Raw genomic sequence first — 22,882 nt, 5'->3', positions numbered from 1 at the left:
GTAGCGCCGATCCCTAGGATGGGGCGCGTGCCGTCCATTCGCTTCGCGACCCTCGACCGCATCGATCCGGCGACCCTCTATCGGATCGTTCGATTGCGCATCGACGTGTTCGTGTACGAGCAGGGAATCATCTGCGAGCCCGAACTCGACGGCCGCGATCTCGAGCCGACCACAACACTGTTCTGGTCGGAGCAGGACGGTGACGTGCTCGCGACGCTGCGAGTGCTCTTCGACGGTCCGGCGCTCCACATCGGCCGTGTGACCACCGCGAAACATGCGCGCGGACACGGGCTTGCGGCACGGTTGCTCGAGGCAGTGTTCGAGGCAGTGTTCGAGGAATTCGCGCAACCGATCGAAATCTCCGCGCAGGCGTACCTCGAGAAGTGGTACGAGCGTTTCGGATTCCGGCGAACGGGGCCGGACTATCTCGAGGCGGGGATCGATCACGTGCCGATGCGGCGAGCGGGACCCTGACGGCGGAGACCCTCACCCTCGACCGATTTACAAGCAGTCTGGACTGTTTGTTGGTTTGCCGTTACGATCTGTAGCGTGATCCACAGCACTGTGGCAGGCGCCACGCGTACCCAGGCGCAACGCACCGCGGCCACCCGCGCCAAGCTGCTCGACGCGGCCGTCGACTCCCTCGTCGAACACGGTTATGCAGGCACCAGCACGCAGGGCATCGCCAAGCGCGCCGGCGTCTCGCGAGGCGCGCAGCTGCACCACTTTCCCACCAAGGAATCGCTGGTCGTAGCCGCCGTCGAACACCTCGTGGAGAAGCGCCTCACCGAGACCCTCGAGGTCCGCCCCGACCCGGAGTGCGGATTCGAAGCACTGTTCGACGCCTTCTCCGGACCCCTCTTCGACGCGGCACTCGAGTTGTGGGTCGCCGCACGTACCGATCCCTCGCTCCACGAAGCGATGATCCCGCTCGAACGCAAAGTATCCGACGCGTTGCGCACCGGATGCCTCGAGATCATGGGCGATCGTGTGAGCCCTGATGCCATCGACCTCGGCATCGAGCTGGCGCGGGGCTTCGCCGTGTCGGCCCTGATGCGAACCCCTGAATCCGACCGCGAATACCGGGAGCGGCTGCTTCCGGTCTGGAAGGCATTGGTGATGAAGTGACTCTCGTAGCATTGCCCGATCATGTGCACACCCTCGTTGTCGGCGCCGGGTTCGGTGGAATCGGCATGGCAGCCACCCTGCTTCGCGACAACCCTGACGCCGACGTCCTCGTCATCGAACGCGGACCCGACGTCGGCGGAACCTGGCGGGTCAACACCTACCCGGGTGCCGCCTGCGATGTGCCCAGCGCGCTGTACTCGTTCTCGTTCGCTCCCGAACCGGATTGGGCGAGGGCCCACGGAACCCAGGAGGAGATCTACGCGTACCTGCGCCGCGTCGCGCAAGAAGAAGGCGTGACCGACCGGACGATGTTCGAGTGCGAACTGCGCGATGCGCACTGGGACGCCGAACGCGCACGCTGGTCGGTGTCGACCTCGCGCGGCGACCTCACCGCCGATATCCTCGTCGCCGCCACCGGGACCCTCTCGACCCCCAAGTACCCGAAGGTTCCGGGACTGGAGTTGTTCCGCGGCAAGATGTTCCACTCCGCCGAGTGGGATCACAGTCACGATGTGACGGGTGAACGCGTCGCGGCGATCGGCACGGGCGCATCGGCGATCCAATATGTGCCCGCAATCGTCGATCGCGTGGCACACCTGACGTTGTTCCAGCGCACCGCATCGTGGGTCATGCCCAAGCGCGACCACGCCATCGCTCGTTCGGTCCGTACGCTGTACCGGCGATTTCCCGCCCTGCAGAAAGCCGTCCGCGGGGCCGTGTACGGGCAGAAGGAACTCTACGTCGTCGGCATGACCAAGCCGTTCGCCCGAAAGCACGCACTGCCGTTGTTCGAGCGACGTGCTCGCTACGTGCTGCGCAAGCAGGTCTCCGATCCCACGTTGCGAGCCAGGCTCACTCCGGACTTCGCAATCACGTGCAAGCGAATCCTGTTGTCCAACGACTGGTTCCCCGCGATCACGCGACCGGATGTGACAGTGGTGTCGTCCGGCCTGTCCGCCGTCACCGAGAAAGGTGTGGTCGACGACGCGGGCAACGAGTACGAGGTCGACACGATCATCTTCGGAACGGGCTTCACCCCCACCGAACCCCCTGCAGCCCAGCATATTCACGGATCCGACGGCCGCAGCCTCGCGGAAGTCTGGGACGGCAGCCCCGCCGCTCACCTCGGCATCTCCGTCCACGGATTCCCCAACTTCTTCCTCATGTACGGACCCAACACGAACCTCGGGCACAGCTCGATCGTCTACATGCTCGAATCCCAGGCCCACTACATCGCCGACGCCCTTCGCACGATGCGGAGCCGGCACCTCGCGACCGTCGAGGTTACTGCCGACGCACAGCGCCGGTACACCGAGGAGCTCGATCCCGCACTCGAGGGCACCGTCTGGAACGCCGGTGGATGCAGTAGCTGGTACATCGACGGGAAGGGGCGGAATTCGGTGATGTGGCCGACCTTCACGTGGCAGTACCGAGCACGCACCAAACGATTCGACCTGGAAAACTATGTCGCGCGGACCGAGACTTCGGGAGTGAATGCATGACCCACTACGACGTCCTGGTCATCGGTTCCGGCTTCGGTGGCAGTGTCGCGGCGCTGCGCCTCACCGAGAAGGGCTACCGCGTCGGAGTGCTCGAGGCCGGTAGGCGCTTCGCCGACGACGAACTTCCGAAAACAAGCTGGCGCCTGCGCAAGTACCTGTGGGCTCCGGCGCTGGGCTGTTACGGCGTGCAGCGCATCCACCTGCTGCCCGACGTTCTCGTGATGGCCGGAGCCGGAGTGGGGGGCGGCTCCCTCAACTACGCCAATACGCTGTATCGGCCGCCGTCCCGATTCTTCGAGGATCCGCAGTGGGGGCACATCACCGACTGGGAATCGGAACTCTCGCCCTACTACGACCAGGCCGCACGGATGCTCGGCGTGCGTCCCAACCCCACCACCTCGCCCGCAGACGCGGTGATGCGCGAGGTGGCCGAGGAGATGGGTGTCGGCGACACGTTCGGCACCACCCCGGTCGGCGTGTTCTTCGGTGAGCCGGGCAAGACCGTGCCCGACCCGTTCTTCGGCGGGGCCGGCCCCGACCGGACCGGCTGCACCGAGTGCGGGAGCTGCATGACCGGCTGCCCGGTCGGCGCGAAGAACACCCTGGTCAAGAACTACCTGTATCTGGCCGAGCAGGCCGGTGCGGTGGTTCATCCGCTCACGACCGCAACTCGGGTCCTTCCGCGACAGGGCGGTGGCTACGAGGTGCACACTCGCAGCACCGACCGGATCCGCAAGAAGCGGGACGTGTTCACCGCGGACCAGGTGGTCGTCGCGGCGGGCACCTACGGCACCGCGCGACTGTTGCTCGCGATGCGCGAGACCGGTGTCCTGCCGAACCTGTCGCCGACGTTGGGTTCGGTGGTGCGCACGAATTCCGAGGCGGTCCTCGCCGCAACCGCGACGGATCGGACGGTCGACTACACCCAGGGTGTCGCCATCACGTCGTCGTTCCACCCCGACGACCACACCCACATCGAGCCCGTGCGATACGGCAAGGGCAGCAACGCTATCGGACTGCTGCAGGCGCTCCTCGTCGACGGCGGCGGGCGTATGCCGCGTCTGGTGAAGTTCTTCGGCGTGGCGGCGCGCAACCCGGGTGCGTTCCTGCGCAGCCTGTCGGTGCGGCGCTGGTCCGAGCGCACCGTCATCGCACTCGTGATGCAGACGGACGACAACTCGCTCGAACTCGCGACGCGCAGGAGTCCGTTCGGGCGCGGTGTGACCAGTAAGCCGGGGCCCGGAAAACCGCCGCCGGAATGGATTCCGGTGGGACACGAAGCGATTCGCCGCGTCGCCGAAAAGATCGACGGCGACGCGGGCGGATCGATCGCGGACCTGGTGAGCATTCCCATGACCGCGCACTTCCTGGGTGGCTGTGTCATCGGCGATTCTCCCGAGTCGGGTGTCGTCGACCCGTACCTGCGTGCGTACGGGCACGAGGGACTGCATGTGGTGGACGGTTCGGTGGTCAGCGCAAACCTCGGGGTCAATCCCTCGCTCACCATCACCGCGCAGGCAGAGCGTGCGATGGCGTTGTGGCCGAACAAGGGTGAGCTCGATCGCCGTCCCACGTTGGGCGCGTCGTACGAACCCGTCGACGCGGTGGCGCCGGTACGCCCGGTCGTACCCGCGGAGGCGCCCGCAGCTCTGCGTCTGCCGCTGCATCCGATCCGACGAGAGGAACCGCGCAATGCTGTGGAGAGTGCCTGAGAGCACCGACGAGCGGACCGACTGGCCGGTGTCGCCGCCCCCGCCGTGGCCCGCCCGGGTGCGCGCGACCCTGTGGTGGCATCGCAGCGCGCCGGATGCTGCCGAGTACGGGCCCGGCGGTGCCACGCTGCCGATCACACTCGCGATGATGGTGGACTACCTGGACTCGCCGGTGGGTCCGTACCGGGAGATCCTCGCAAGCCCCGTCTTGCGGCGCGGGCTGGTTCCGGCGATGGCGGTGCCGTTCATCGCCGTCGACTCCGAGCCGTCGGTCCACGGCGGGCGCGAACACTGGAAGCTGCCCAAGGTGCTCGCCTCCTTCTCCGGAGACGTGACGGAACGCTTCTCCGCGACCGGTGACGGCTGGAAGGTCACGACCGCGGCGTCGCCGCGCAGCCCGGAACTCCCGATCGGCGGTGGCCTCCGGTTCGCGCAACCCGCAGAGGGAGGGGGTCGTTACCAGGCCTCGGCCCGGCTCCGGGGCCGCTGCCGTCTCGCACGCGTAACCGTCGACGCCGAAGGTCCGACACTGAGTCACTGGCTCCGGTCCGGTACGCATTACGGGATGATCATCACGTCGGGAACGATGCGTACCGGTCCGGCCCGGCGCGTGCGGTAGCGCGGCCTCGCGGTTTCGGTTCGCGGCCGGCGGTGGGGAAGACTGGCGGTATGACCGATACCGCTGCGAGGCCCGTAATCGACGAGATCGTGGGCGAGGACTACTCCGACGCCCGGCTGACCGGACAGCAGTGGCGACACCGGGCTTACATCGGTTGCAGCTTCCGCGACGCGGACCTCTCGGGCCTGCGAACCGAGGTGGTCACCTTCACCGATTGTGACTTCACGGGAGCCGACATGGGCGGATCGCGGCACGTCGGCACCGCGTTCCGAAATTGCACTTTCGAGTACACGCGGTTGCACAAGAGCGAATTTCGGAACTCGAGCTTCCTCGGCTCGGTGTTCCACGATGCACGGTTGCGGCCGATCAGGCTCGACGATGTCGACTTCAGCCTGGCATCCCTCGGAGGTGCAGATCTGCGGAAGACGGACCTGAGCGGATGCCGGTTGCGCGAGGCGACCCTCGTCGATGCCGATCTTCGTGAGACGGTGCTGACCGGTGCGGACCTGTCCGGCGCGCGGACGGGCGGACTGCGGCTCGATGGTGCGGATCTGCGTGGCGCCCGTGTCGACGCGATGTTGTGGAGCACCGCGAGCCTGGAGCGGGCCAAGGTCGATTTCGCGCAGGCAGCGAGCTATGCCGCGGCGCAGGGTCTCGATGTCGGTGAGTCGTAGCCGCTCCGAAGCCGACTCTCCCTACCCATCTTTTCTTGACCTATTCAAGAAAAGATGGTGAAGTGTGACCGTCGACACAGATCGATAGGTGCTCGAGTACCTGTCGGTCTGCGGACGAAGCTCTGCCGTCGTGCAGCCCGAGGCGGCAGGGACCAACACTGCATTCGGACTTCGAGCGAACGACGCACACGAAGGGACCACAATGAGCCAGGACAAGTTGACGACCGCAGCAGGCGCGCCGGTTCCCGACAACCAGAACGTGATCACCGCCGGCCCCCGAGGGCCGCAACTGTTGCAGGACGTCTGGTTCCTCGAGAAACTCGCCCATTTCGATCGTGAGGTCATCCCGGAGCGTCGAATGCACGCCAAGGGTTCCGGCGCGTACGGCACGTTCACCGTGACCAACGACATCACCCAGTACACGAAGGCCAAGATCTTCTCCGAGGTCGGCAAGAAGACCGACATGTTCGTTCGGTTCTCCACCGTGGCCGGGGAGCGTGGCGCCGCCGACGCGGAGCGCGACATCCGTGGTTTCGCCGCGAAGTTCTACACCGAAGAGGGCAACTGGGATCTCGTCGGCAACAACACGCCGGTCTTCTTCTTCCGCGATCCGTTGAAGTTCCCCGACCTCAACCACGCCGTCAAGCGTGATCCGCGCACCAATCTGCGCAGTCCCAACAACAACTGGGATTTCTGGACCAACCTTCCGGAATCGCTGCACCAGGTCACGATCGTCATGAGCGACCGCGGTATCCCCGCGACGTACCGGCACATGCACGGTTTCGGGTCGCACACCTTCAGCTTCATCAACGAGGCGGGCGACCGCTTCTGGGTCAAGTTCCATCACCGCTGCCAGCAGGGCATCAAGAACCTCACCGACGAGGAAGCTGCCGCGGTGGTGGGCGGGGATCGCGAGAGCCATCAGCGCGATCTGTTCGACGCGATCGAGCGCGGTGAATTCCCGAAGTGGAAACTGTGCGTGCAGATCATGCCGGAGTCCGACGCCGCCAAGGTGCCGTACCACCCGTTCGACCTCACGAAGGTGTGGCCGAAGGGCGACTATCCGCTGATCGAGGTCGGCGAATGGGAACTCAACCGCAACCCCGACAATTACTTCGCCGAGGTAGAGCAGGCCGCATTCAACCCGGCCCATGTTGTGCCCGGTATCAGCTTCTCCCCGGACAAGATGCTGCAGGGCCGTCTGTTCTCCTACGGTGATGCCCAGCGCTACCGGTTGGGAGTCAACAACTTCCAGATCCCGGTCAATGCGGCACGGGGCCCTGTCAACAATTTCCACCGCGACGGTGCGATGCGCGTCGACGGCAACCACGGTGGCAAGTTGCACTACGAACCCAACAGCTACGGAGCCTGGCAGGAGCAGGCCGAGTACCGCGACCCGCAGCAGTCGGTGGGCGACGTCGCCGACCGGTGGAACTTCCGCCAGGACGACGACAACTACTTCTCCCAGCCGCGGGTGTTGTTCAACAACATGAGCGACGAACAGAAGCAGGTGCTGTTCGAGAACACCGCGCGGGCGATCGACGGTGCGGAGGAAGTCGTCGTGCAGCGCCACATCGACAATTGCACCAAGTGCGACCCCGCCTACGGCGAAGGAGTCGCCAAGGCGATCGCCGCGCTGAAGGGGAACCAGCCCGTCTAGTGCGAGCTTCCTGAGCGGAACCCAGCGTCAACGCCCACCGGGCGTCGTGTCACGTACCCAGTACCTGTGACCGACGCCCGGTGGGCGTTGATCTGTCCAGATATGCGGCATTTCTTCCAGGAGTTTCCCGCTGTCCGGAATTGTGTATGGCGTCACAGCGATCCTCGAAGTGTGATGCAACTTCGGATTCCGGAGCGTCTTCTGGTTCTCGGCGGTCGGCCTCGCCGTGATCGGCGTGCTGATCGCGACGACGACGGCCGAGTCCACTGTTCGCCTGCGCTCGAGCATCGACCTGGTGGGAGCCTTCCTTCTGTCGAGTGGCATCGCCGGCGTCCTGATCGCGGTCAGCTTCGGGCCCGCGTGGGGCTGGGGTAGTGGTTCGACGTTGGCGTTCCTCGTCGGCGGGCTGGTCCTGCTCGGAGCCTGGCTGCTCTCGGCGCGCCACATCCGGGAACCGCTGCTGGATCCCGAGCTCCTCCGGCAGCGTCCCGTCTTCCTGACCTCGCTCGGCGCCGGTCTGGCCTACGGCACGACCAGCCTGTTCACCCTGCTGCTGCCGATGCTGGCGATGACGCCCATCGTCCTCCGGCTCGGCTACGGATTCGGTGTCGATGCGAAGGGGTTTGCACTGTTCCAGGCACCGCTCGGCGGCATGCTCGTGGTAGGCGGAATCGTCGTCGGCATGCTTGTGAGCCGAGGAGTTCGGCCGCGACTGCTGATGGTGACGGGTGCCCTCCTGATGGCGTTCGCTGCGGCCGGTGTCGCGTTCGTGCCGGACGTGAAGTTGTTGATCGGCGTGTTCGCCGGCATCTTCGGAACCGGAATGGGTATGTCCTACGCGGCGATTCCGAACCTGCTGATCGAAGCGGTGCCGCCGCAGATGCTGGCGAGCACCGCCGGCGTCGTCGGTGTCCTCCAGGCCATCCTGTCGGCGGTGTTGCCGGTCATCGCCTTCGCGGCGATGAACAACTCGCACATTGCCCCGATCCCCGCCGAGCTGACTCAGGGCGCCGTGTTCTACACCTCGCAGGGATTCCAGGTGGCATTCCTGATTGCGGCGGCGGCGGAGGCGCTCGCGGCGTTGGTGGTCTTCGGCCTGCCGCGACGAATCGACCAGGTTGCGGCTCCTGCAGCGGGCGTCGAGCGGGACGTCCCGGTGCTGGTCGCCGACTGAGCTTCGTGCCCTGTGCTTGTCGGGGAGCCGCTGTGAGCGTGGCGGCCTCCACCCAGTATGCCCCTTTTCTTGACTAATTCCAGAAAAGGGGCATACTGGGTGTCATGCAACAAACGGATGAGCACCACTTCGACCCGAAGGAGCAACTGCGCTCCGTGGGCCTGCGGGTGACCGCTCCGCGCGTTGCCGTACTCAATATGGTTGCCGACCATCCGCATTCGGACGCCGACGAGGTCGCCGCACACGTGCGCAGCGAGCTGGGATCCGTCTCCACACAGGCTGTATACGACGTACTGAAGGCATGTGTGGGTGCCGGACTGCTTCGCCGCATCGAGCCGGCCGGTTCCCCGGCGCGGTTCGAAACCCGCACCGGCGACAACCACCATCACCTCGTCTGCCGTCATTGCGGCACCGTCGTAGACGTCGATTGCGTCGTCGGCGCCGCTCCGTGCCTGACTCCGTCCGAATCCGGTGGCTTCGTCATCGACGAGGCCGAGGTGACGTTCTGGGGTCTGTGCCCCGACTGTCGCGACAACCCCCCTCGATAACACCCCGTAAACGTTCACCAGCACAGATCGCATGAGGCGATCCGTGTCGATTCTGCGTACCCCCAGCCGGGTAGCAGCCTTCGGAGGTCACATGACGAACACCCGATTCACTACCGACGACGTGGGTAATCCTGTCGCGAGCGACGACGACTCGCTCACCGCGGGCGCGCAGGGCCCGATTCTGCTGCACGACCATTACCTCGTGGAAAAGCTCGCCCACTTCAACCGGGAACGTGTGCCGGAGCGGGTTGTGCATGCCAAGGGCAGTGGGGCGTTCGGTGAGCTCGTCGTCACCGAGGACGTCTCTGCGTACACGAAGGCGAAGCTCTTCCAGCGGGGTACGAAAACCGAGATGGTAGCCCGCTTTTCGACGGTCGCCGGGGAGCAGGGCAGCCCCGACACCTGGCGCGACCCGCGTGGGTTCGCTCTGAAGTTCTATACCGAGGACGGCAACTACGACCTCGTCGGCAACAACACGCCGGTGTTCTTCATCAAGGACCCGATCAAGTTCCCCGACTTCATCCACTCGCAGAAGCGGCTTCCGGCCTCCGGCCTGCGTGACCACACCATGCAGTGGGACTTCTGGACGCTTCGACCCGAAACGGCTCATCAGGTGACATGGCTGATGGGCGACCGCGGGCTGCCGCGCACGTGGCGGCACATGGACGGCTTCGGCTCGCACACCTATCAGTGGATCAACGCTGCCGGTGAACGGTTCTGGATCAAGTACCACTTCAAGACGGACCAGGGCATCGAATTCCTCACGGCCGCCGAAGCCGAGGTGCTTGCCGGCACCGACCCCGATCTTCATCGCGCCGATCTGTATCAGGCGATCGAACGGGACGAGTTCCCGAGCTGGACCCTGCACGTGCAGATCATGCCGGTGGCCGAGGCCGACGGGTACCGGTTCAACCCGTTCGACCTCACCAAGGTGTGGTCGCAGAAGGACTACCCGCTGATCAAGGTCGGCACCATGACCCTGAACCGCAACCCGCGCAACTTCTTTGCAGAAATCGAGCAGGCTGCGTTCGCGCCGTCCAACATCGTGCCCGGCATCGGATACTCGCCCGACAAGATGTTGCTCGGCCGCGTGTTCTCCTATGCGGACGCGCACCGCTACCGCATCGGTGCCAATCACGCGCAGCTGCCGGTCAACGCGCCGAGGAGTCGGGTGGACTCGTACTCGCAGGACGGGAACATGGCGTACTCGTTCAACGATCCCGGTACTCCCGTATACGCGCCCAACAGCTTCGGTGGTCCGCACGCCGATGCGGAGCGTGCCGGGGACGACGGACTGTGGACCTTCGGCGCCGAAGCGGTGCGTGCCGGATACATCCGTCATCCCGAGGACGACGATTTCGGTCAGGCCGGGACGCTCGTCCGCGAGGTCATGGACGATGCGCAGCGGGAACGGCTGGTGAACAACATCGTCGGCCACGTTCTGGGCGGTACGTCGGAGTCACTCTACGAGCGCATCTTCGAGTATTGGCGCAGCATCGACGCCGAACTCGCGAAGAAGGTCGAGGAGGGCGTGCGCGCAGGGGTCTGACCTACAGCAGACCCCACCAGTAGATCACTGCGGCGAGCGCGAGCACGAGCAAAGAACCGGTGTCCAACACGTCGAGCGTCCTTCCATTGTCCGAATCTTCCTCCATCATCCGTCATCGTCGCCATTTGTCGCATATTCGAAAGGAGTGCCGAGATGAACAGTCCCATCACCAGCACATTGTCCCCGGAGAAGCAGAAGGTCGCCGGCGAGTCCCTGCAGGGCGCTCTCGTCGACCTGATCGACCTCTCCTTGATAGGTAAGCAGGCCCACTGGAACGTCGTGGGCCCGCAGTTCCGCAACCTCCATCTGGACCTCGACGAACTGGTCACCGTTGCACGTGACTTCTCCGACGAGGCCGCCGAGCGCCTCACCGCAATCGGTGTCAGCCCCGATGGCCGCGCGGCCACCGTGTCGCGCGATGCGGGCACCAAGGGCTTCGGTGGAGGCTGGACCAAGGGCGCAGAAGTCGTCGCGTCGATCACCGGAAACCTCACCACCGTCATCGGCCGGATGCGCGAGCGCATCGAGCTGACCGGCGACGCCGATCCGGTCACGCAGGATCTGCTCATCGGGCAGACGGCGCGACTCGAGCAGCTGCACTGGATGTGGCAGGCGCAGCTCGCCTGACTGTGAGGATCGCTGCCGAGGGCCGCTCACCGACCTGGTGGGCGGCCCTTCGTGTGCTTGCCGTCGGCGGGTGACAGGTAATCGAACATCCGTGTGACAGGTGTGTCGGATGTGGTTGCTAGGTTGGAAGTCCGCCTCCCGGCGCTCCCATGCCGGGTGCGTCGATCGCCACCCGAACGAAAGGTGTTGCACGACATGGTAATGGGTCCCACCCACGCAATATCCGGGGCGCTCGTCGGCCTGCTCGTGGCCGATGTGCTGCCGCGAGACTGGGGTGGGCCGACATCCACGGCGGAAACCTTCGCGTTCGCGGCAGTGTGCTCGGGAGCGGCACTGCTTCCCGATCTCGACACCGCGCAGTCCACGGTCGCGCGGTCGTTCGGTCCGCTCAGTCAAGGATTTGCCCGCGGGGTCGACAAGGTGTCGCTCGGCTATTACTCGATCACCAAGGGCCGGCGCGACCGCAAGCGCCGTGGCGGGCACCGCACACTCACCCACACCGCCCTGTTCGCGGCGCTGCTCGGAGCGGGCGTATCCGCCCTCGTCGTGCGCTTCGGCCGTGAGGCCATCATCGCGGTTCTGTTCGTCACCCTCGGGCTGGCCCTGCGGGGATTGTTCGGAAAGTGGGCGAAGAGCAACGGCTGGTTCGCGGTCACCGCGGCCGCCGCGGTCCTCTCCTACCTGACCTGGACCTGGTTCCCTGGAGACGTCGGCTCGACCGGGCTCGGTGTCGCGGTCACGCTCGGCTGCGTGACGCACTGCGTCGGCGACGCCATCACCAAGGAGGGAATTCCCTTCCTCGCGCCGTTCGTGCCGTGGCGCGGCGAACGCTGGTGGGAGTTCAAGCTTCCGAAACTGCTCGCGATCCGTGCCGGCGGCGCGTTCGAAGTGGGCATTCTCGGCCCGGGATTGACCCTGGCAACTGCCGGATTTGCGGTGTGGTCGATCGATGGCGCCCCCGAATACATCATCGGGGCTCTCGAAGCGTCGGGTCTCGCATTCTGATCGGATTTTCGAAGCCACTGGCTTCGAATGGGAACATGTTCTATTTTTGCTCTGATTCCTGTGTCCCGACAGATCGGAGCTCGTCCCCGTGAGCGACCCCACCCGAGATGCTGCCCTCAGCCGCCGTGGCTTCCTCGGAGCAGCGGCCGGCGCCGCCGCGATCGCGGGAGTGGGGTGGACCCCCGCCGGGGCGATTCCCCTCGGCGATCCGCGGGCAACCATCCCGGTGCCACCCGAGTTCCCGGCCGACATCCCGCTGTCGCAGCAGCGCTTCGAGAACTGGGCGAAAACGGTACGGTTCGACGCCGTGTGGACCGCGACTGCGCGGGACGCACACGACGTCGTCCGCCTCACCAACTGGGCGCACGCCCACGGCTACCGCGTCCGGCCCCGCGGCACCATGCACAGTTGGAGTCCGCTCACCGTCGTGCCCGGCGAAAGTGTCGACAAGATGCTGCTCATAGACACGATGGCTCATCTGAACTCGGTGGTGGTCGACCCGGCGGGGAGGCCCGCCACGGTCACTGCGGGCGCCGGCGCAAGCATCGAAGCCATCCTCGTCGCGCTGCAGCGGGAAGGGCTCGGCTGGGCGAATGCACCCGCCATCGGCGACATCAGCATCGCCGGTGCGTTGTCCATCGGCGCGCACGGTGCCACCTATCCCGCAGCAGGGGAGTCGGCGGTTCCCGGTCAGTCCTTCGGCTCGCTGTCGAACCTCGTCGTCGCGATGACCGCCGTCGTGTGGAACGACGGCGCAGGCGCTTACGAACTGCGCGAGTTCGACCGCTCCGATCCCGCCATCACGCCGTTGCTCACCCACCTCGGCCGCTGTTTCATCACGTCGGTGACATTGCAGGCAGGTGCAAACTACCGACTGCGGTGCCAGAGCTTCACCGATATCGACTGGCGTGAACTGTTCGCCGCACCCGGCGCAGACGGCCGCACGTTCGAACGGTTCGTCGAGGAATCCGGCCGCGTCGAAGCCATCTGGTTTCCCTTCACCGAAACACCGTGGCTCAAGATCTGGTCGGTCAGCCCCGAGAAGCCTCCCGCCTCGCGCGAGGTGTACGGGCCCTACAACTACTTCTTCTCCGACAGCATCCCCGAGCTCGTCACCACCCCGCTGGGGCAGGTGGTCAGCGGTTCCCAGGCGATCACCCCCGCCTTCGGTGCCTCACAGCTCGGCGCGGTATCGGCCGGCCTCGTGGCGACCGCCACCACCGACCTGTGGGGGTGGTCGAAAGATCTCCTGTTCTATCTGCGGGCCACCACCCTGCGGGTGATCGCGGGCGGTGGCGTCGTCGTCACGAAGCGCGAGAACATCGCCAGGGTCATCCACGAGTTCACGACGTGGCTGAACGAGCGCATGAGCGACTACGCCTCGCGCGGTTTGTATCCGGTCAACGGGCCGTTCGAAGTGCGGCTGTGCAGTGTCGACAACGACGCCGAGGTGCTTGTCGACTCGGCCGGCTCCCCGAACCTGTCGCCCGTGCGACCGCGCCCGGACCGACCCGATTGGGATACCGCCGTCTGGATGAACGTCGTTTCCATCCCCGGAACGGCCGGCCTCTCTGCCTTCTTCGCGGAAATGGAACAGTGGATGGCGGCGAACTTCTCGGGCGACTACGGCACCTTCCGCTCCGAGTGGTCCAAGGGGTGGGCCTTCGACGACGAAGGCGGGTACCGCAATCCGCGGTTCCTCGAGGAGACCGTTCCGGCGATGTACCGGACCGGAATTCCCGACGCCGAGGGGTGGGATGCGGCCGTCGAAGCCTTCGATCGTCTCGATCCGCATCGGATCTTCGGCAACAGCTTCCTCGACCGGCTCCTCTGAGAGTTGCCGGACAACCGCTGACGAAGCCGGAGCCGCGAACTCATCTCGATTCGCGGCTCCCGCTTCGTTTTACGACTCGGTCAGAGATCGAACTCGGCGGGGCTGATCCCCACCGCATGGCACGCGCTGCGCACGGCTGCCTTCTCGTGATCGTCGAAGAAACCGTCGGCGCCACCGATGATGATGCCGATCTGGATCACCGCGCGTGCCAGCTCGGGCTTGGCCTTCAGCTTGCCGATCGTGGCGGTGGCCTCGACCTTGCCGAAGTCGAAATCGGACTCGAGCTTGCTGCAGTACCAATCGAACTTCTGCCGGAGCTCATCCGGAGGGAACACCGCCAGGATGTCGTTGCTCATGATCAATGCGGCGGTCTTCTGACGTTCGCTGGGGTCGATGCTTCCGTCCGCGGCCGCGATCAGAGCGCACATGGCCATACTGCCGTTTGCGAATTCCTTGTTCCGGAACTGGTCGGTCTTGGTCTTGAGCTGCGAGCTCAGTTCGGTGGTCTTGGCCTTGAGCTGATCCCAGAACGCCATCGTTGTCCTTCGTGTCGGCGGGTGTGTGCACCGTCCACTCTGCCATCGGCGGCGTCCGTGCCGGCCGCCTACTCGGTCAGGTCCGTGGCGGCCAGGAACGAACCGTCCATGTAGAACGGCGTGGACTGATGCTCGTGCACGATCAGCCAGTCGCCGTCGAAGCGCCGCAACCCGAAGGTGACGCGGAACCACAACGTGAAGGTCTCTCCCTCGGGAGTGCGAGCGCTCAGCCGTGACAGTCCGTGACAGAAGGCGAGGTCGCCTGCCGTCTCCACCGTCAGATCCCGGATTTCGCAGTCGAGCGGGCCGTCGAACCCGGAGAACCATTGCTCCCACATCTGTGCGTCGGGACCGGTCTTCCGCAGTGGCGGGGCGAGGTCGAACAGTGCTGTGCCCTGGGCGTAGCACGCGCAGAGCCGGTCGACGTCCTTGGTATTGCGCGCGGCGACGTACTCGTCGATCACGGCCCGGACCACAGGCTCCGCGGACCCGGATTCTGCCTCGAGGACAGACAGAATGTTCCCCGCAGGATCGCGGAACCACGCGATCAGCGGGCCCTCGCCGCGAAAGATCCCGCGCTCGTCCGAGTCGCCGTACTGTGCGAATCGCACGCCGCGCGAAGCCAGTTCGTCGACAGCGCGCCCGATGTCGTCAACCGGGAAATTGAGAATCGTGTAAGTGGCGGGTGCGTGGTCGGGCTTGGGATAGACGAGAACGTCGCGGCCTCCGCCCAAGTGGAGATGGAGCATTCCGTCCTTCTCCGGGAGCGGCACGCCGAGAACGTCGCCGTAGAACTTCGATGCCGCGGGGATGTCGTCCACGGCAAAACCGCTGAAAGCGGGACTGGCTGCAAACATGACCGGATCCTTCCGGGATGGTCCTGCAGGGTGTGGTTCCAGTACCGACCCACCCCGGGACCCGAACTCATCACCGGATCGAGATGTTTATCCGCGAACAGCGACAGGGCACCTTCTCCGTGAGGAAAAGATGCCCTGTCTACTCGTTCCACGAGTCGGGGTGGCGGGATTCGAACCCACGACCTCTTCGTCCCGAACGAAGCGCGCTACCAAGCTGCGCCACACCCCGTGATGAACCTCGGTTAGCTTACAGCACGACTTGCTCGAAGGTTAAATCGGCTGGTCAGCGGGAAGATCCGGCACTCTGGGCGGCGCTGCCCGCAGCGCGGCGGATCTCGTCGCGCGGAGCGGGAACCAAGGTCAGCAACGTCGCTTCCGGACGGCAGAAGAAGCGAGCCGGAGCGAACGGCGACGTGCCGATTCCCGCCGACACGTGCAGTCGCATGTGGGCGCCCCACCGCGACGGGCCCTTCACCCGCGACCGGTCGATTCCACTGTTGGTCACCAGCGCGCCGTAGAACGGCAGACACAATTGTCCCCCGTGCGTGTGGCCGGCGAATACGAGGTCGTAGCCGTCCTCGGCGAACCGGTCGAGCACCCGAGGCTCGGGGGAATGGGTGAGCCCGAGGCGAAGGTCGGCCGATGGATCGGTGGTCCCGGCGATCGTTTCGTAGCGGTCGCGTTCGAGGTGCGGATCGTCGACACCGCCGACGGCGATGCGGACACCACCGACCTCGATGTCGCGACGCACGTGCGTCATGTCCTGCCAGCCGCGCTCGTTGAAGGCGGCCCGCAGATCACCCCATGGCAGGGGTGGGCCGTACACGCGATCGTGGTCCCTGTCGAAGTACGCCAGTGGGTTTTTCAGCACCGGAGCGAAGTAGTCGTTGCTGCCGAATACGAACAGACCAGGACGGGCCAGCAGGCCGCCGAGGCTCTGGACGACGGCGGGTACCGCCTTCGGATGCGCCAGATTGTCGCCGGTGTTGACGACGAGATCGGGTTCGAGGCTGTCCAGTTCGCGCAACCAGTTCTGCTTGAGTCGCTGGTTGGGCGTCATGTGGAGGTCGCTGATGTGGAGCACCCGCAGGGTCGACGCCCCCGGAGCGAGGACGGGGACCGTCACCTCGCGGACAGTGAAGGCGTTGCGTTCGATCAGTGTGGCGTAACCGAGGCCGAGGGCCGCAGCCCCTGCAGCACCGACAGCGGTACGTCCGAGAGCAGAAAGGTCAGGCACCGTTCCAGGGTACCGCTGCGGCTGGTCCGTGCACGGGGTTCGTCGTCGCCGCGTAGCGTTTCGGGCATGACGGACACCACGGGATCCCTCAAGGCCACGTTGCGAACCGACTTGACGGCGGCGATGAAAAGCAAGGATCCACTGCGCACTTCGACGCTGCGCATGCTGCTCGCCGCCATCCAGACCGAGGAAGTCTCCGGTAAGCAGGCTCGTGAACTCACCGATGAGGACATCGTCACGGTGTTGGCGCGCGAGTCCAAGAAGCGCGGCGAGGCGGCCGAGATCTACACCGAGAACGGTCGAGGTGAACTCGCGGCGAAGGAACGCGCCGAGGCGCGGATCATCGACGAATACCTTCCGACCCCGCTCACCGACGCCGAACTGGTCGACGTGGTGGACACGGCCCTCGGTCGCGTCGCCGACGAGCTCGGTGAACGTCCCGGTCCCAAGAACATGGGGCAGGTCATGAAGGTCGCGACAGCGATCGCTGCCGGGAAAGCCGACGGCAAGCGGATTTCCGCGGCGGTGCGATCGCGTCTGTAGTCCGAGCGCAGGTCAGTTGTCGGGACGCTCGGGAGTCATTGTCGCCGGGCTGCTCTCGGACTCGGATTCGGACTCGGATTCCGGCGGCGGCGCGGACTCCGTCTGCGACGGCTGGCGCCCGGGCAACGGTGCCGGAGCAGACGGCACGGTCGTGTCCGGTACCTCGCTACCGCTCGGCCGCGCCGGGGTAGCGCTGGTCGTGGGAGCCTTCCGGACCGAACCGTCGCTGACGAAGATGGTCACGGTCGAACCGGGCACCGCGGACCCCGCAGGTGAGCTGCCGGTGACGGTACCGGCGCGATCCTCGGCCTTGACCGTGGCCTCGGAGGTCGAGAAACCCGCATCCCGCAGTCGCTGCACGGCCCGGTCGCGGGAGAGTCCGGTGACGTCGGGAACCTGGGCGTTACCGGCGCCGCGCACGTAGCGAGGATCGGCCGGCGGAAGTTCCAACGAACCGAACTTGGTGGCGACGGGCAGCATCGCGCTGAACCACGTGAGTGCGGGTGCAGTGCCGCCGAACAGGTTGCCGTCGCCGCAGGGGCGCACCGGATTCGCGCAGATCTGGCCGGGTGTGGGGGAGTCGCCGTAGGTGTACACGGCGCCGGCGTAGCGGTTCGTGAAACCGAGGAACGCCGACGACATGTGCGACTCGGTGGTGCCCGTCTTGGCAGCAACCGGAAGGTTCCAGCCCACCTGGCCGGCCGCGCCCGACGCAGTACCTCCGGCGGAGGTGTCCTTACTGAGGGCGGTGGCGAGAGTGTCGGCCAGGCCCGGTTCGACGACCTGCTCGCACGCCTGCTGCGTGATCGGCACGGGCTTGCCCTCCCGGTCGACCACACTGTCGATCGGAGTCGGGGGGCACCACTTGCCGTGCGAGGCGAGGGTCGCCGCGACATTCGACAGTTCGAGGGGATTGATCCACGTCGGGCCGAGCGTGTAGGAGCCGAGATGCTGGTCTTTCTGCATGTCGGCCATCGACTGCTCACCGAACCCGGAAGTGTTGGGCTGAAGGTACGAGCGCAGCCCCAACCGGACGGAGATATCGACGACCGAATCGACGCCCGTGGCCTCGATCAACTTCACGAACGCGGTGTTCGGGGACTGGGCCAGCGCATCGGTCACCGACAGCGACTGCGGGTACGGCGCGGCGTTCTCGACGCAGTAGTAGTTGGGAGGACATCCGCGCGCGCCACCGTCGCCCAGGCCACGTGCGTTGTACCGGGCCGGTACGTCGACGACCGCGCTCGTGCCGAGGCCCTTCTCCATGGCCGCGGCGACAGTGAAGATCTTGAAAACGGATCCGGCGCCGTGTCCGGTCAGCGAGTAGGGCTGCGGCTGTACGGTCTCCTCGGCGTCACCGTTGAGGCCGTAGGTGCGGCTCGAGCCCATGGCGAGGACGCGGTGCGAATCCTGGCCGGGCTCGACGACGTTCATCACGGTCGCCACATCGTCGACGGTCGGACTGGTGAACTTGTCCAGGGACGACTTGACCGACGCCTGCACTTCGGGGTCGAGGGTGGTCTTGATCAGGTACCCGCCCTTGTCGATCTGCTCGCGGGAGATGCCTGCGCTTTCCAGGTATTGCAGGGCGTATTCGCAGAAGAAGCCGCGGTCACCGGCGGAAATACAGCCTCGCGGGAGAGTGTTCGGTTCCGGTAACACGCCGAGGGGCTGTTCCTTGGCCGTGCGGATCTCGGCTGCCCGTTCCGGGATGTTGTCGATCATCGTGTCGAGTACGACGTTGCGGCGGGCGGTCACGCCGTCCGGGTTCGTGTAGGGGTTGAGCGCAGAACTGGACTGCACCATGCCGGCGAGCATCGCCGACTGCGGGATGTTCAGATCCTTCGCATCGATGCCGAAGTAGGTCTGGGCGGCGTCCTGGATGCCGAACGAGCCGTTGCCGAACGGCACCAGGTTCAGATACCGGGTGAGGATCTCGTCCTTGGTGAGCTTCTCGTCGAGGGTCAGCGCCATCCGGATCTCGCGGATCTTGCGGGCCGGTGTCGTCTCGATGGCGGCGCGACGCTCGGCGTCGGTCTTCGCGACGACGTGCAGCAGGTAGTTCTTCACGTACTGCTGGTCGATGGTGGACGCGCCCTGCTCGACCTGACCGCTGGTGGTGTTGGTGAGGAACGCGCGGATCGTGCCCTGCCAGTCGACGCCCTGGTGTTCGGGGAACCGCTTGTCTTCGATCGAGACGATGGCGAGCTTCATCTCGTTGGAGATCTGATCGCTCGGAACCTCGAAGCGGCGTTGGTCGTACAGCCATGCGATCGGGTTGCCTGCGGTATCGACCATCGTGGTGACCGCGGGGACCACACCCTCCACCAACTCGGCGGAACTGTTGTCCACCGTGTCGGCGGCACGGTTCGAGACATATCCGAATCCGCCTGCCGCGGGGAAGAGCATCCCCGCCAGCAGAACGCCGCCGAGGGCCGTGCAACCTGCGAGCTTCGCCACCGTTCCTTGGATCGACACGAGTACACAGTACGTCCCGTTGCCCCGTGCGGCCGATTCCAGGGCGCGGAAGAGGCGCGCGACATGGGGCTATGCACGGGCGTACCAGAAAAGGTTTATCTCGCCTTGCGCCGGGGCATCTGTTTACCTAGATTGAGACAGCAGTGTGATGCAGGTAACACCTTGATTGGGAAGTCGCACCTCCCGCCCGTGCTAGGCGAGGTCGGCACGATTTTCGGAACTCCGTGAACCGGCGTTCGGAGAGTAAAGGGGCACTTGAATGCACATGACCACCCCGACGGCCCGACTCCACGTTGACGAAGCAGAAGCACGCATCGCTTGGGTGACGCAGGCGCGATGCCGAGAAGTAGATCCCGACGAACTGTTCGTACGTGGTGCAGCGCAGCGAAAAGCTGCGGTCATCTGCCGGCATTGCCCGGTGATGCTGCAGTGCGGTGCAGATGCTCTCGACAACCGTGTCGAGTTCGGTGTGTGGGGCGGCATGACGGAACGTCAGCGTCGTGCGCTCCTCAAGCAGCATCCCGAGGTCGATTCCTGGGCGGACTTCTTCGAAGCCCAGCGTCAGCACCAGAACGCCGTGTGATCGGGCGATCGGCTACCTGACCCGCGGGCCTCACGCCTCGCGGGTCAATTGGTCCCCGACCGCTCGCAGCGCTTCGAGGTCGGACACCTCGAACGGCAGCGACGGAACGCCGACGACGGGAACACGAGGGTTCGCCGCCGTGAACCCGCGCAACAAACGCAGTTCCCGTTTGGCCGTGACCGCCCGATGCGCATGGATGCGCAGCACCGCTTCGGCGGCCGCCGCATCCTCGCCCCCTTCCTCTGCGAGCAGGTCGGCCGCAGTCAGGGCATGATCGGCGGGTAACGACGACAGGGTCGGATGCGTCCGGTTCAGCACGAGCCCCGCGAGCGGCATGCGGTCCTCGCTGAGCCGTTCGACGAAGAACGACGCCTCCCGCAATGCATCCGGTTCGGCCGACGCCACCACCATGAAATTTGTACCGGGCTGCTGCAGAAGCTGATAGGTGCGGTTCGCGCGCTCCCGGAACCCACCGAACATCGAATCCAGCGACTGCACGAACGCCGACGCATCGGACAGCATCTGGCTTCCCACGATGGTCGAGACGGCCTTGAGAGCCAATCCCATCGCGCCCGTCACGAGACGGCCGAGCCCGCGTCCGGGTGCCGTGAAGATCCGGATCATCCGCCCGTCGAGGAAGGCGCCGAGCCGCTGCGGGGCGTCGAGGAAATCCAAGGCATTACGTGACGGCGGGGTGTCCACAACGATGAGATCCCACTCGTTGCTCGACGCGAGCTGACCGAGCTTTTCCATCGCCATGTATTCCTGCGTGCCTGAAAACGACGACGCCACCGTTTGATAGAAGGGATTGTCGAGGATCTGCTGAGCCTTGTCCGGAGCCGAGTGCTCGAGCACCATGTCGTCGAAGGTACGACGCATGTTCAGCATCATGGCGTAAAGCTCGCCGCTGCCCTCCGTCTCGAGGGACACCCGCTGCGGGCTGTTGTCGAGCGTCTGCACCCCGAGCGCCTGGGCGAGGCGGCGCGCCGGGTCGATGGTGAGCACCACGACCTTGCGTCCGCGCTCCGCCGCTCGCAACGCCAGCGCGGCGGCTGTGGTCGTCTTGCCCACCCCACCGGAGCCACAGCACACGATGACCCGCGTGGTGGGGTCGGCGAGGATCTTCGACACGTCCAGCGCCGGCGCGGTTCGCGCCGCCCACTCGCTCATCGGACGCCCTGCTCGGCCAGTACCTCGGCGAGCTCGTAGAGCCCACCGAGATCGACGCCGTCTGCCAATGCGGGTAGGGACATGCGGGCCACCTTCACATCGTCGAGTTGAGCGGCGCTTACCTGCTGCGCCTGCAGGGTCGCGGCATGCTCGATGGTTTCGGTGAGCAGACCGGCGAAATCCTCGTCGGACAGTTTCACCCCGGCCCGGGCGAACGCCGCGCGGATCGATTCTCCGGCGATGCGGCCGGCGGCGACGTCGTCGACGAGGTCCTCGGGAAGATGTTCGGGCGCGGTGCGGTTGACGATCACCGTGCCCAGACGCAGATCTGCGGCCATCAGTTCGTCGACCGCGTCCGAGGTTTCTTGCACCGGCAAGGCCTCGAGCAGCGTCACCAGATGGATCACCGTCTCGTCGGAGTGCAGCAGCCGCACGACACCTTCGCTCTGCGACCGGATGGGGCCCGACTTGGCCAGGTCGGCCATCGCTTTCGTGACATCGAGGAAACTGCCGATCCGGCCCGTCGGCGGTGAGTCGACGACGACCGCGTCGTAGAGGTGGCGACCGGTGCGGTCGGTACGCACCACGGTTTCCTTGATCTTCCCGGTGAGGATCACATCGCGCAGACCGGGCGCGAGTGTGGTGGCGAATTCGATCGCACCGATCCGGCGCATGGCCCGGCCAGCGAAACCCAGGTTGTAGAACATGTCGAGGTACTCGAGGAACGCCGCTTCGATGTCGATCGCGAGCGCCATGACCGTCCCGCCGCCCTCGGTGCCCGCGATCTTCGTCTCGACCGGTGGCAACGGTGGGACGTCGAAGAGTTGCGCGATGCCCTGCCGCCCCTCGGTTTCGACGAGTAGCACCTTCCGTCCCCCGGCGGCGAGTGCGAGTGCGAGCGCTGCCGCGACGGTGGACTTTCCGGTGCCGCCCTTACCCGAGACGAAGTGCAGGCGTGCCTGAGCCGACTTCGCCGGCCACGATCCGGAGTGAGTTGTCTGCGTTGCCACGAGCACGAGCCTATAAGTCGTCGAGCACTATGGGCGGCGGATAGGGTCAGGACATGAGTGAATCGACAACGTGGGAGTACGCAACCGTGCCCCTGCTCACGCACGCGACCAAGCAGATCCTCGACACCTGGGGCAGCGACGGCTGGGAGCTCGTCACTGTTCTCCAGGGCCCGACCGGCGAGCAGCACGTCGCCTACCTCAAGCGTCCGAAGGGCTGAGGCCGTGGCCGAGCAAACCTGGACCGCTCGGCTCGCCGAGCTCGGTATAACGTTGCCCCCGGTCGTCAAGCCCGTCGCCGCCTACGTGCCGGCCGTGCGCAGCCAGGGCTTCGTCTACACGTCCGGTCAACTGCCGATGGTCGACGGCGCCCTGACCTGCACCGGCAAGGTCGGCGACGCAGTCTCTGCCGACGAGGCGAAAAACGCAGCGCGGATCG

23 protein-coding genes and 1 tRNA gene are annotated in these 22,882 nt (G+C 65.7%); 17 read left to right on the top strand and 7 right to left on the bottom strand.

Features of this window, described 5'->3' with window-relative positions:
- Window positions 1-18: 18 nt before the first annotated feature.
- From Q8814_RS01475 to Q8814_RS01415, 13 genes are all read left to right on the top strand, one after another.
- Window positions 19-474: a GNAT family N-acetyltransferase gene (locus Q8814_RS01475; RefSeq protein WP_408015799.1), complete on the top strand. Its 456-nt coding sequence runs from the start codon at window positions 19-21 to the stop codon at window positions 472-474.
- Between the two features lie 75 nt (window positions 475-549).
- Window positions 550-1,128, top strand: a complete 579-nt coding sequence (locus Q8814_RS01470) for a TetR/AcrR family transcriptional regulator (RefSeq protein WP_330150221.1) — start codon at window positions 550-552, stop codon at window positions 1,126-1,128.
- Complete coding sequence (locus Q8814_RS01465; protein WP_330150220.1) at window positions 1,125-2,630, top strand: flavin-containing monooxygenase; 1,506 nt, start codon at window positions 1,125-1,127, stop codon at window positions 2,628-2,630. The genes Q8814_RS01470 and Q8814_RS01465 overlap by 4 nt, the downstream gene beginning before the upstream one ends.
- Window positions 2,627-4,342: a GMC family oxidoreductase gene (locus Q8814_RS01460; RefSeq protein WP_330150219.1), complete on the top strand. Its 1,716-nt coding sequence runs from the start codon at window positions 2,627-2,629 to the stop codon at window positions 4,340-4,342. The genes Q8814_RS01465 and Q8814_RS01460 overlap by 4 nt, the downstream gene beginning before the upstream one ends.
- A complete protein-coding gene (locus Q8814_RS01455; protein WP_330150261.1) occupies window positions 4,326-4,961 on the top strand; it encodes an acetoacetate decarboxylase family protein in 636 nt (211 codons plus the stop codon). The genes Q8814_RS01460 and Q8814_RS01455 overlap by 17 nt, the downstream gene beginning before the upstream one ends.
- A 50-nt stretch (window positions 4,962-5,011) precedes the next feature.
- A complete protein-coding gene (locus tag Q8814_RS01450) occupies window positions 5,012-5,635 on the top strand; it encodes a pentapeptide repeat-containing protein (RefSeq protein WP_330150218.1) in 624 nt (207 codons plus the stop codon).
- A gap of 202 nt (window positions 5,636-5,837) precedes the next feature.
- Entirely contained in the window at window positions 5,838-7,295 is a 1,458-nt protein-coding gene (locus Q8814_RS01445) for a catalase (protein WP_330150217.1), read from the top strand.
- Between the two features lie 235 nt (window positions 7,296-7,530).
- Window positions 7,531-8,469, top strand: coding sequence for an MFS transporter (locus tag Q8814_RS01440; RefSeq protein ID WP_330150216.1), 939 nt, complete (start codon window positions 7,531-7,533; stop codon window positions 8,467-8,469).
- Window positions 8,470-8,573: 104 nt separating this feature from the next.
- Window positions 8,574-9,017, top strand: a complete 444-nt coding sequence (locus Q8814_RS01435) for a Fur family transcriptional regulator (protein WP_330150215.1) — start codon at window positions 8,574-8,576, stop codon at window positions 9,015-9,017.
- Window positions 9,018-9,108: 91 nt separating this feature from the next.
- Window positions 9,109-10,566, top strand: a complete 1,458-nt coding sequence (locus Q8814_RS01430; RefSeq protein ID WP_330150214.1) for a catalase — start codon at window positions 9,109-9,111, stop codon at window positions 10,564-10,566.
- A 153-nt stretch (window positions 10,567-10,719) separates the two neighbouring features.
- On the top strand, window positions 10,720-11,193 hold the full coding sequence (locus Q8814_RS01425; protein WP_330150213.1) for a Dps family protein: 474 nt from the start codon (window positions 10,720-10,722) through the stop codon (window positions 11,191-11,193).
- 195 nt (window positions 11,194-11,388) lie between these two features.
- A complete protein-coding gene (locus Q8814_RS01420) occupies window positions 11,389-12,198 on the top strand; it encodes a metal-dependent hydrolase (RefSeq protein WP_330150212.1) in 810 nt (269 codons plus the stop codon).
- 88 nt (window positions 12,199-12,286) lie between these two features.
- Window positions 12,287-14,032, top strand: a complete 1,746-nt coding sequence (locus Q8814_RS01415; RefSeq protein WP_330150211.1) for a cholesterol oxidase substrate-binding domain-containing protein — start codon at window positions 12,287-12,289, stop codon at window positions 14,030-14,032.
- A gap of 80 nt (window positions 14,033-14,112) precedes the next feature.
- Here the strand turns inward: Q8814_RS01415 and Q8814_RS01410 are convergent, their stop codons facing one another.
- The 4 genes from Q8814_RS01410 to Q8814_RS01395 all read right to left on the bottom strand — a co-directional run bounded on the left by Q8814_RS01410 (window position 14,113) and on the right by Q8814_RS01395 (window position 16,662).
- Entirely contained in the window at window positions 14,113-14,568 is a 456-nt protein-coding gene (locus Q8814_RS01410; protein ID WP_330150210.1) for a tellurite resistance TerB family protein, read from the bottom strand.
- Window positions 14,569-14,636: 68 nt separating this feature from the next.
- Window positions 14,637-15,425: a nuclear transport factor 2 family protein gene (locus Q8814_RS01405; protein ID WP_330150209.1), complete on the bottom strand. Its 789-nt coding sequence runs from the start codon at window positions 15,423-15,425 to the stop codon at window positions 14,637-14,639.
- Between the two features lie 155 nt (window positions 15,426-15,580).
- Window positions 15,581-15,654: transfer RNA gene (locus Q8814_RS01400), tRNA-Pro, on the bottom strand.
- 54 nt (window positions 15,655-15,708) lie between these two features.
- Window positions 15,709-16,662 (bottom strand): metallophosphoesterase, encoded by a 954-nt coding sequence (locus Q8814_RS01395; protein ID WP_330150208.1) that lies wholly within the window; start codon window positions 16,660-16,662, stop codon window positions 15,709-15,711.
- 66 nt (window positions 16,663-16,728) lie between these two features.
- Between Q8814_RS01395 and Q8814_RS01390 the strand changes: the two genes are divergently transcribed.
- Window positions 16,729-17,205 (top strand): GatB/YqeY domain-containing protein, encoded by a 477-nt coding sequence (locus tag Q8814_RS01390; protein WP_330150207.1) that lies wholly within the window; start codon window positions 16,729-16,731, stop codon window positions 17,203-17,205.
- 12 nt (window positions 17,206-17,217) lie between these two features.
- On the opposite strand, the gene Q8814_RS01385 is transcribed toward Q8814_RS01390, so the two are convergent.
- Entirely contained in the window at window positions 17,218-19,665 is a 2,448-nt protein-coding gene (locus tag Q8814_RS01385) for a penicillin-binding protein (RefSeq protein ID WP_330150260.1), read from the bottom strand.
- A 277-nt stretch (window positions 19,666-19,942) separates the two neighbouring features.
- Between Q8814_RS01385 and Q8814_RS01380 the strand changes: the two genes are divergently transcribed.
- Complete coding sequence (locus Q8814_RS01380; protein WP_330150206.1) at window positions 19,943-20,266, top strand: WhiB family transcriptional regulator; 324 nt, start codon at window positions 19,943-19,945, stop codon at window positions 20,264-20,266.
- Window positions 20,267-20,296: 30 nt separating this feature from the next.
- On the opposite strand, the gene Q8814_RS01375 is transcribed toward Q8814_RS01380, so the two are convergent.
- Together Q8814_RS01375 and Q8814_RS01370 are read right to left on the bottom strand one after the other, a co-directional pair.
- Window positions 20,297-21,436, bottom strand: a complete 1,140-nt coding sequence (locus Q8814_RS01375; protein ID WP_330150205.1) for an ArsA family ATPase — start codon at window positions 21,434-21,436, stop codon at window positions 20,297-20,299.
- On the bottom strand, window positions 21,433-22,452 hold the full coding sequence (locus Q8814_RS01370) for an ArsA-related P-loop ATPase (RefSeq protein WP_330150204.1): 1,020 nt from the start codon (window positions 22,450-22,452) through the stop codon (window positions 21,433-21,435). The genes Q8814_RS01375 and Q8814_RS01370 overlap by 4 nt, the downstream gene beginning before the upstream one ends.
- A gap of 47 nt (window positions 22,453-22,499) precedes the next feature.
- Between Q8814_RS01370 and Q8814_RS01365 the strand changes: the two genes are divergently transcribed.
- Together Q8814_RS01365 and Q8814_RS01360 are read left to right on the top strand one after the other, a co-directional pair.
- Window positions 22,500-22,664: a hypothetical protein gene (locus tag Q8814_RS01365; protein WP_330150203.1), complete on the top strand. Its 165-nt coding sequence runs from the start codon at window positions 22,500-22,502 to the stop codon at window positions 22,662-22,664.
- A gap of 4 nt (window positions 22,665-22,668) precedes the next feature.
- A partial coding sequence (locus Q8814_RS01360; protein ID WP_330150202.1) for a RidA family protein occupies window positions 22,669-22,882 on the top strand: 214 nt, incomplete at its 3' end.

Origin of the sequence: Rhodococcus chondri, from assembly GCF_036327435.1 — a bacterium.
In the GTDB taxonomy this organism is placed as follows: Bacteria; Actinomycetota; Actinomycetes; order Mycobacteriales; family Mycobacteriaceae; genus Rhodococcus; species Rhodococcus chondri.
Note: the sequence above shows the minus strand (reverse complement) of the source record. Positions and strands in the feature narration are given on the sequence as shown.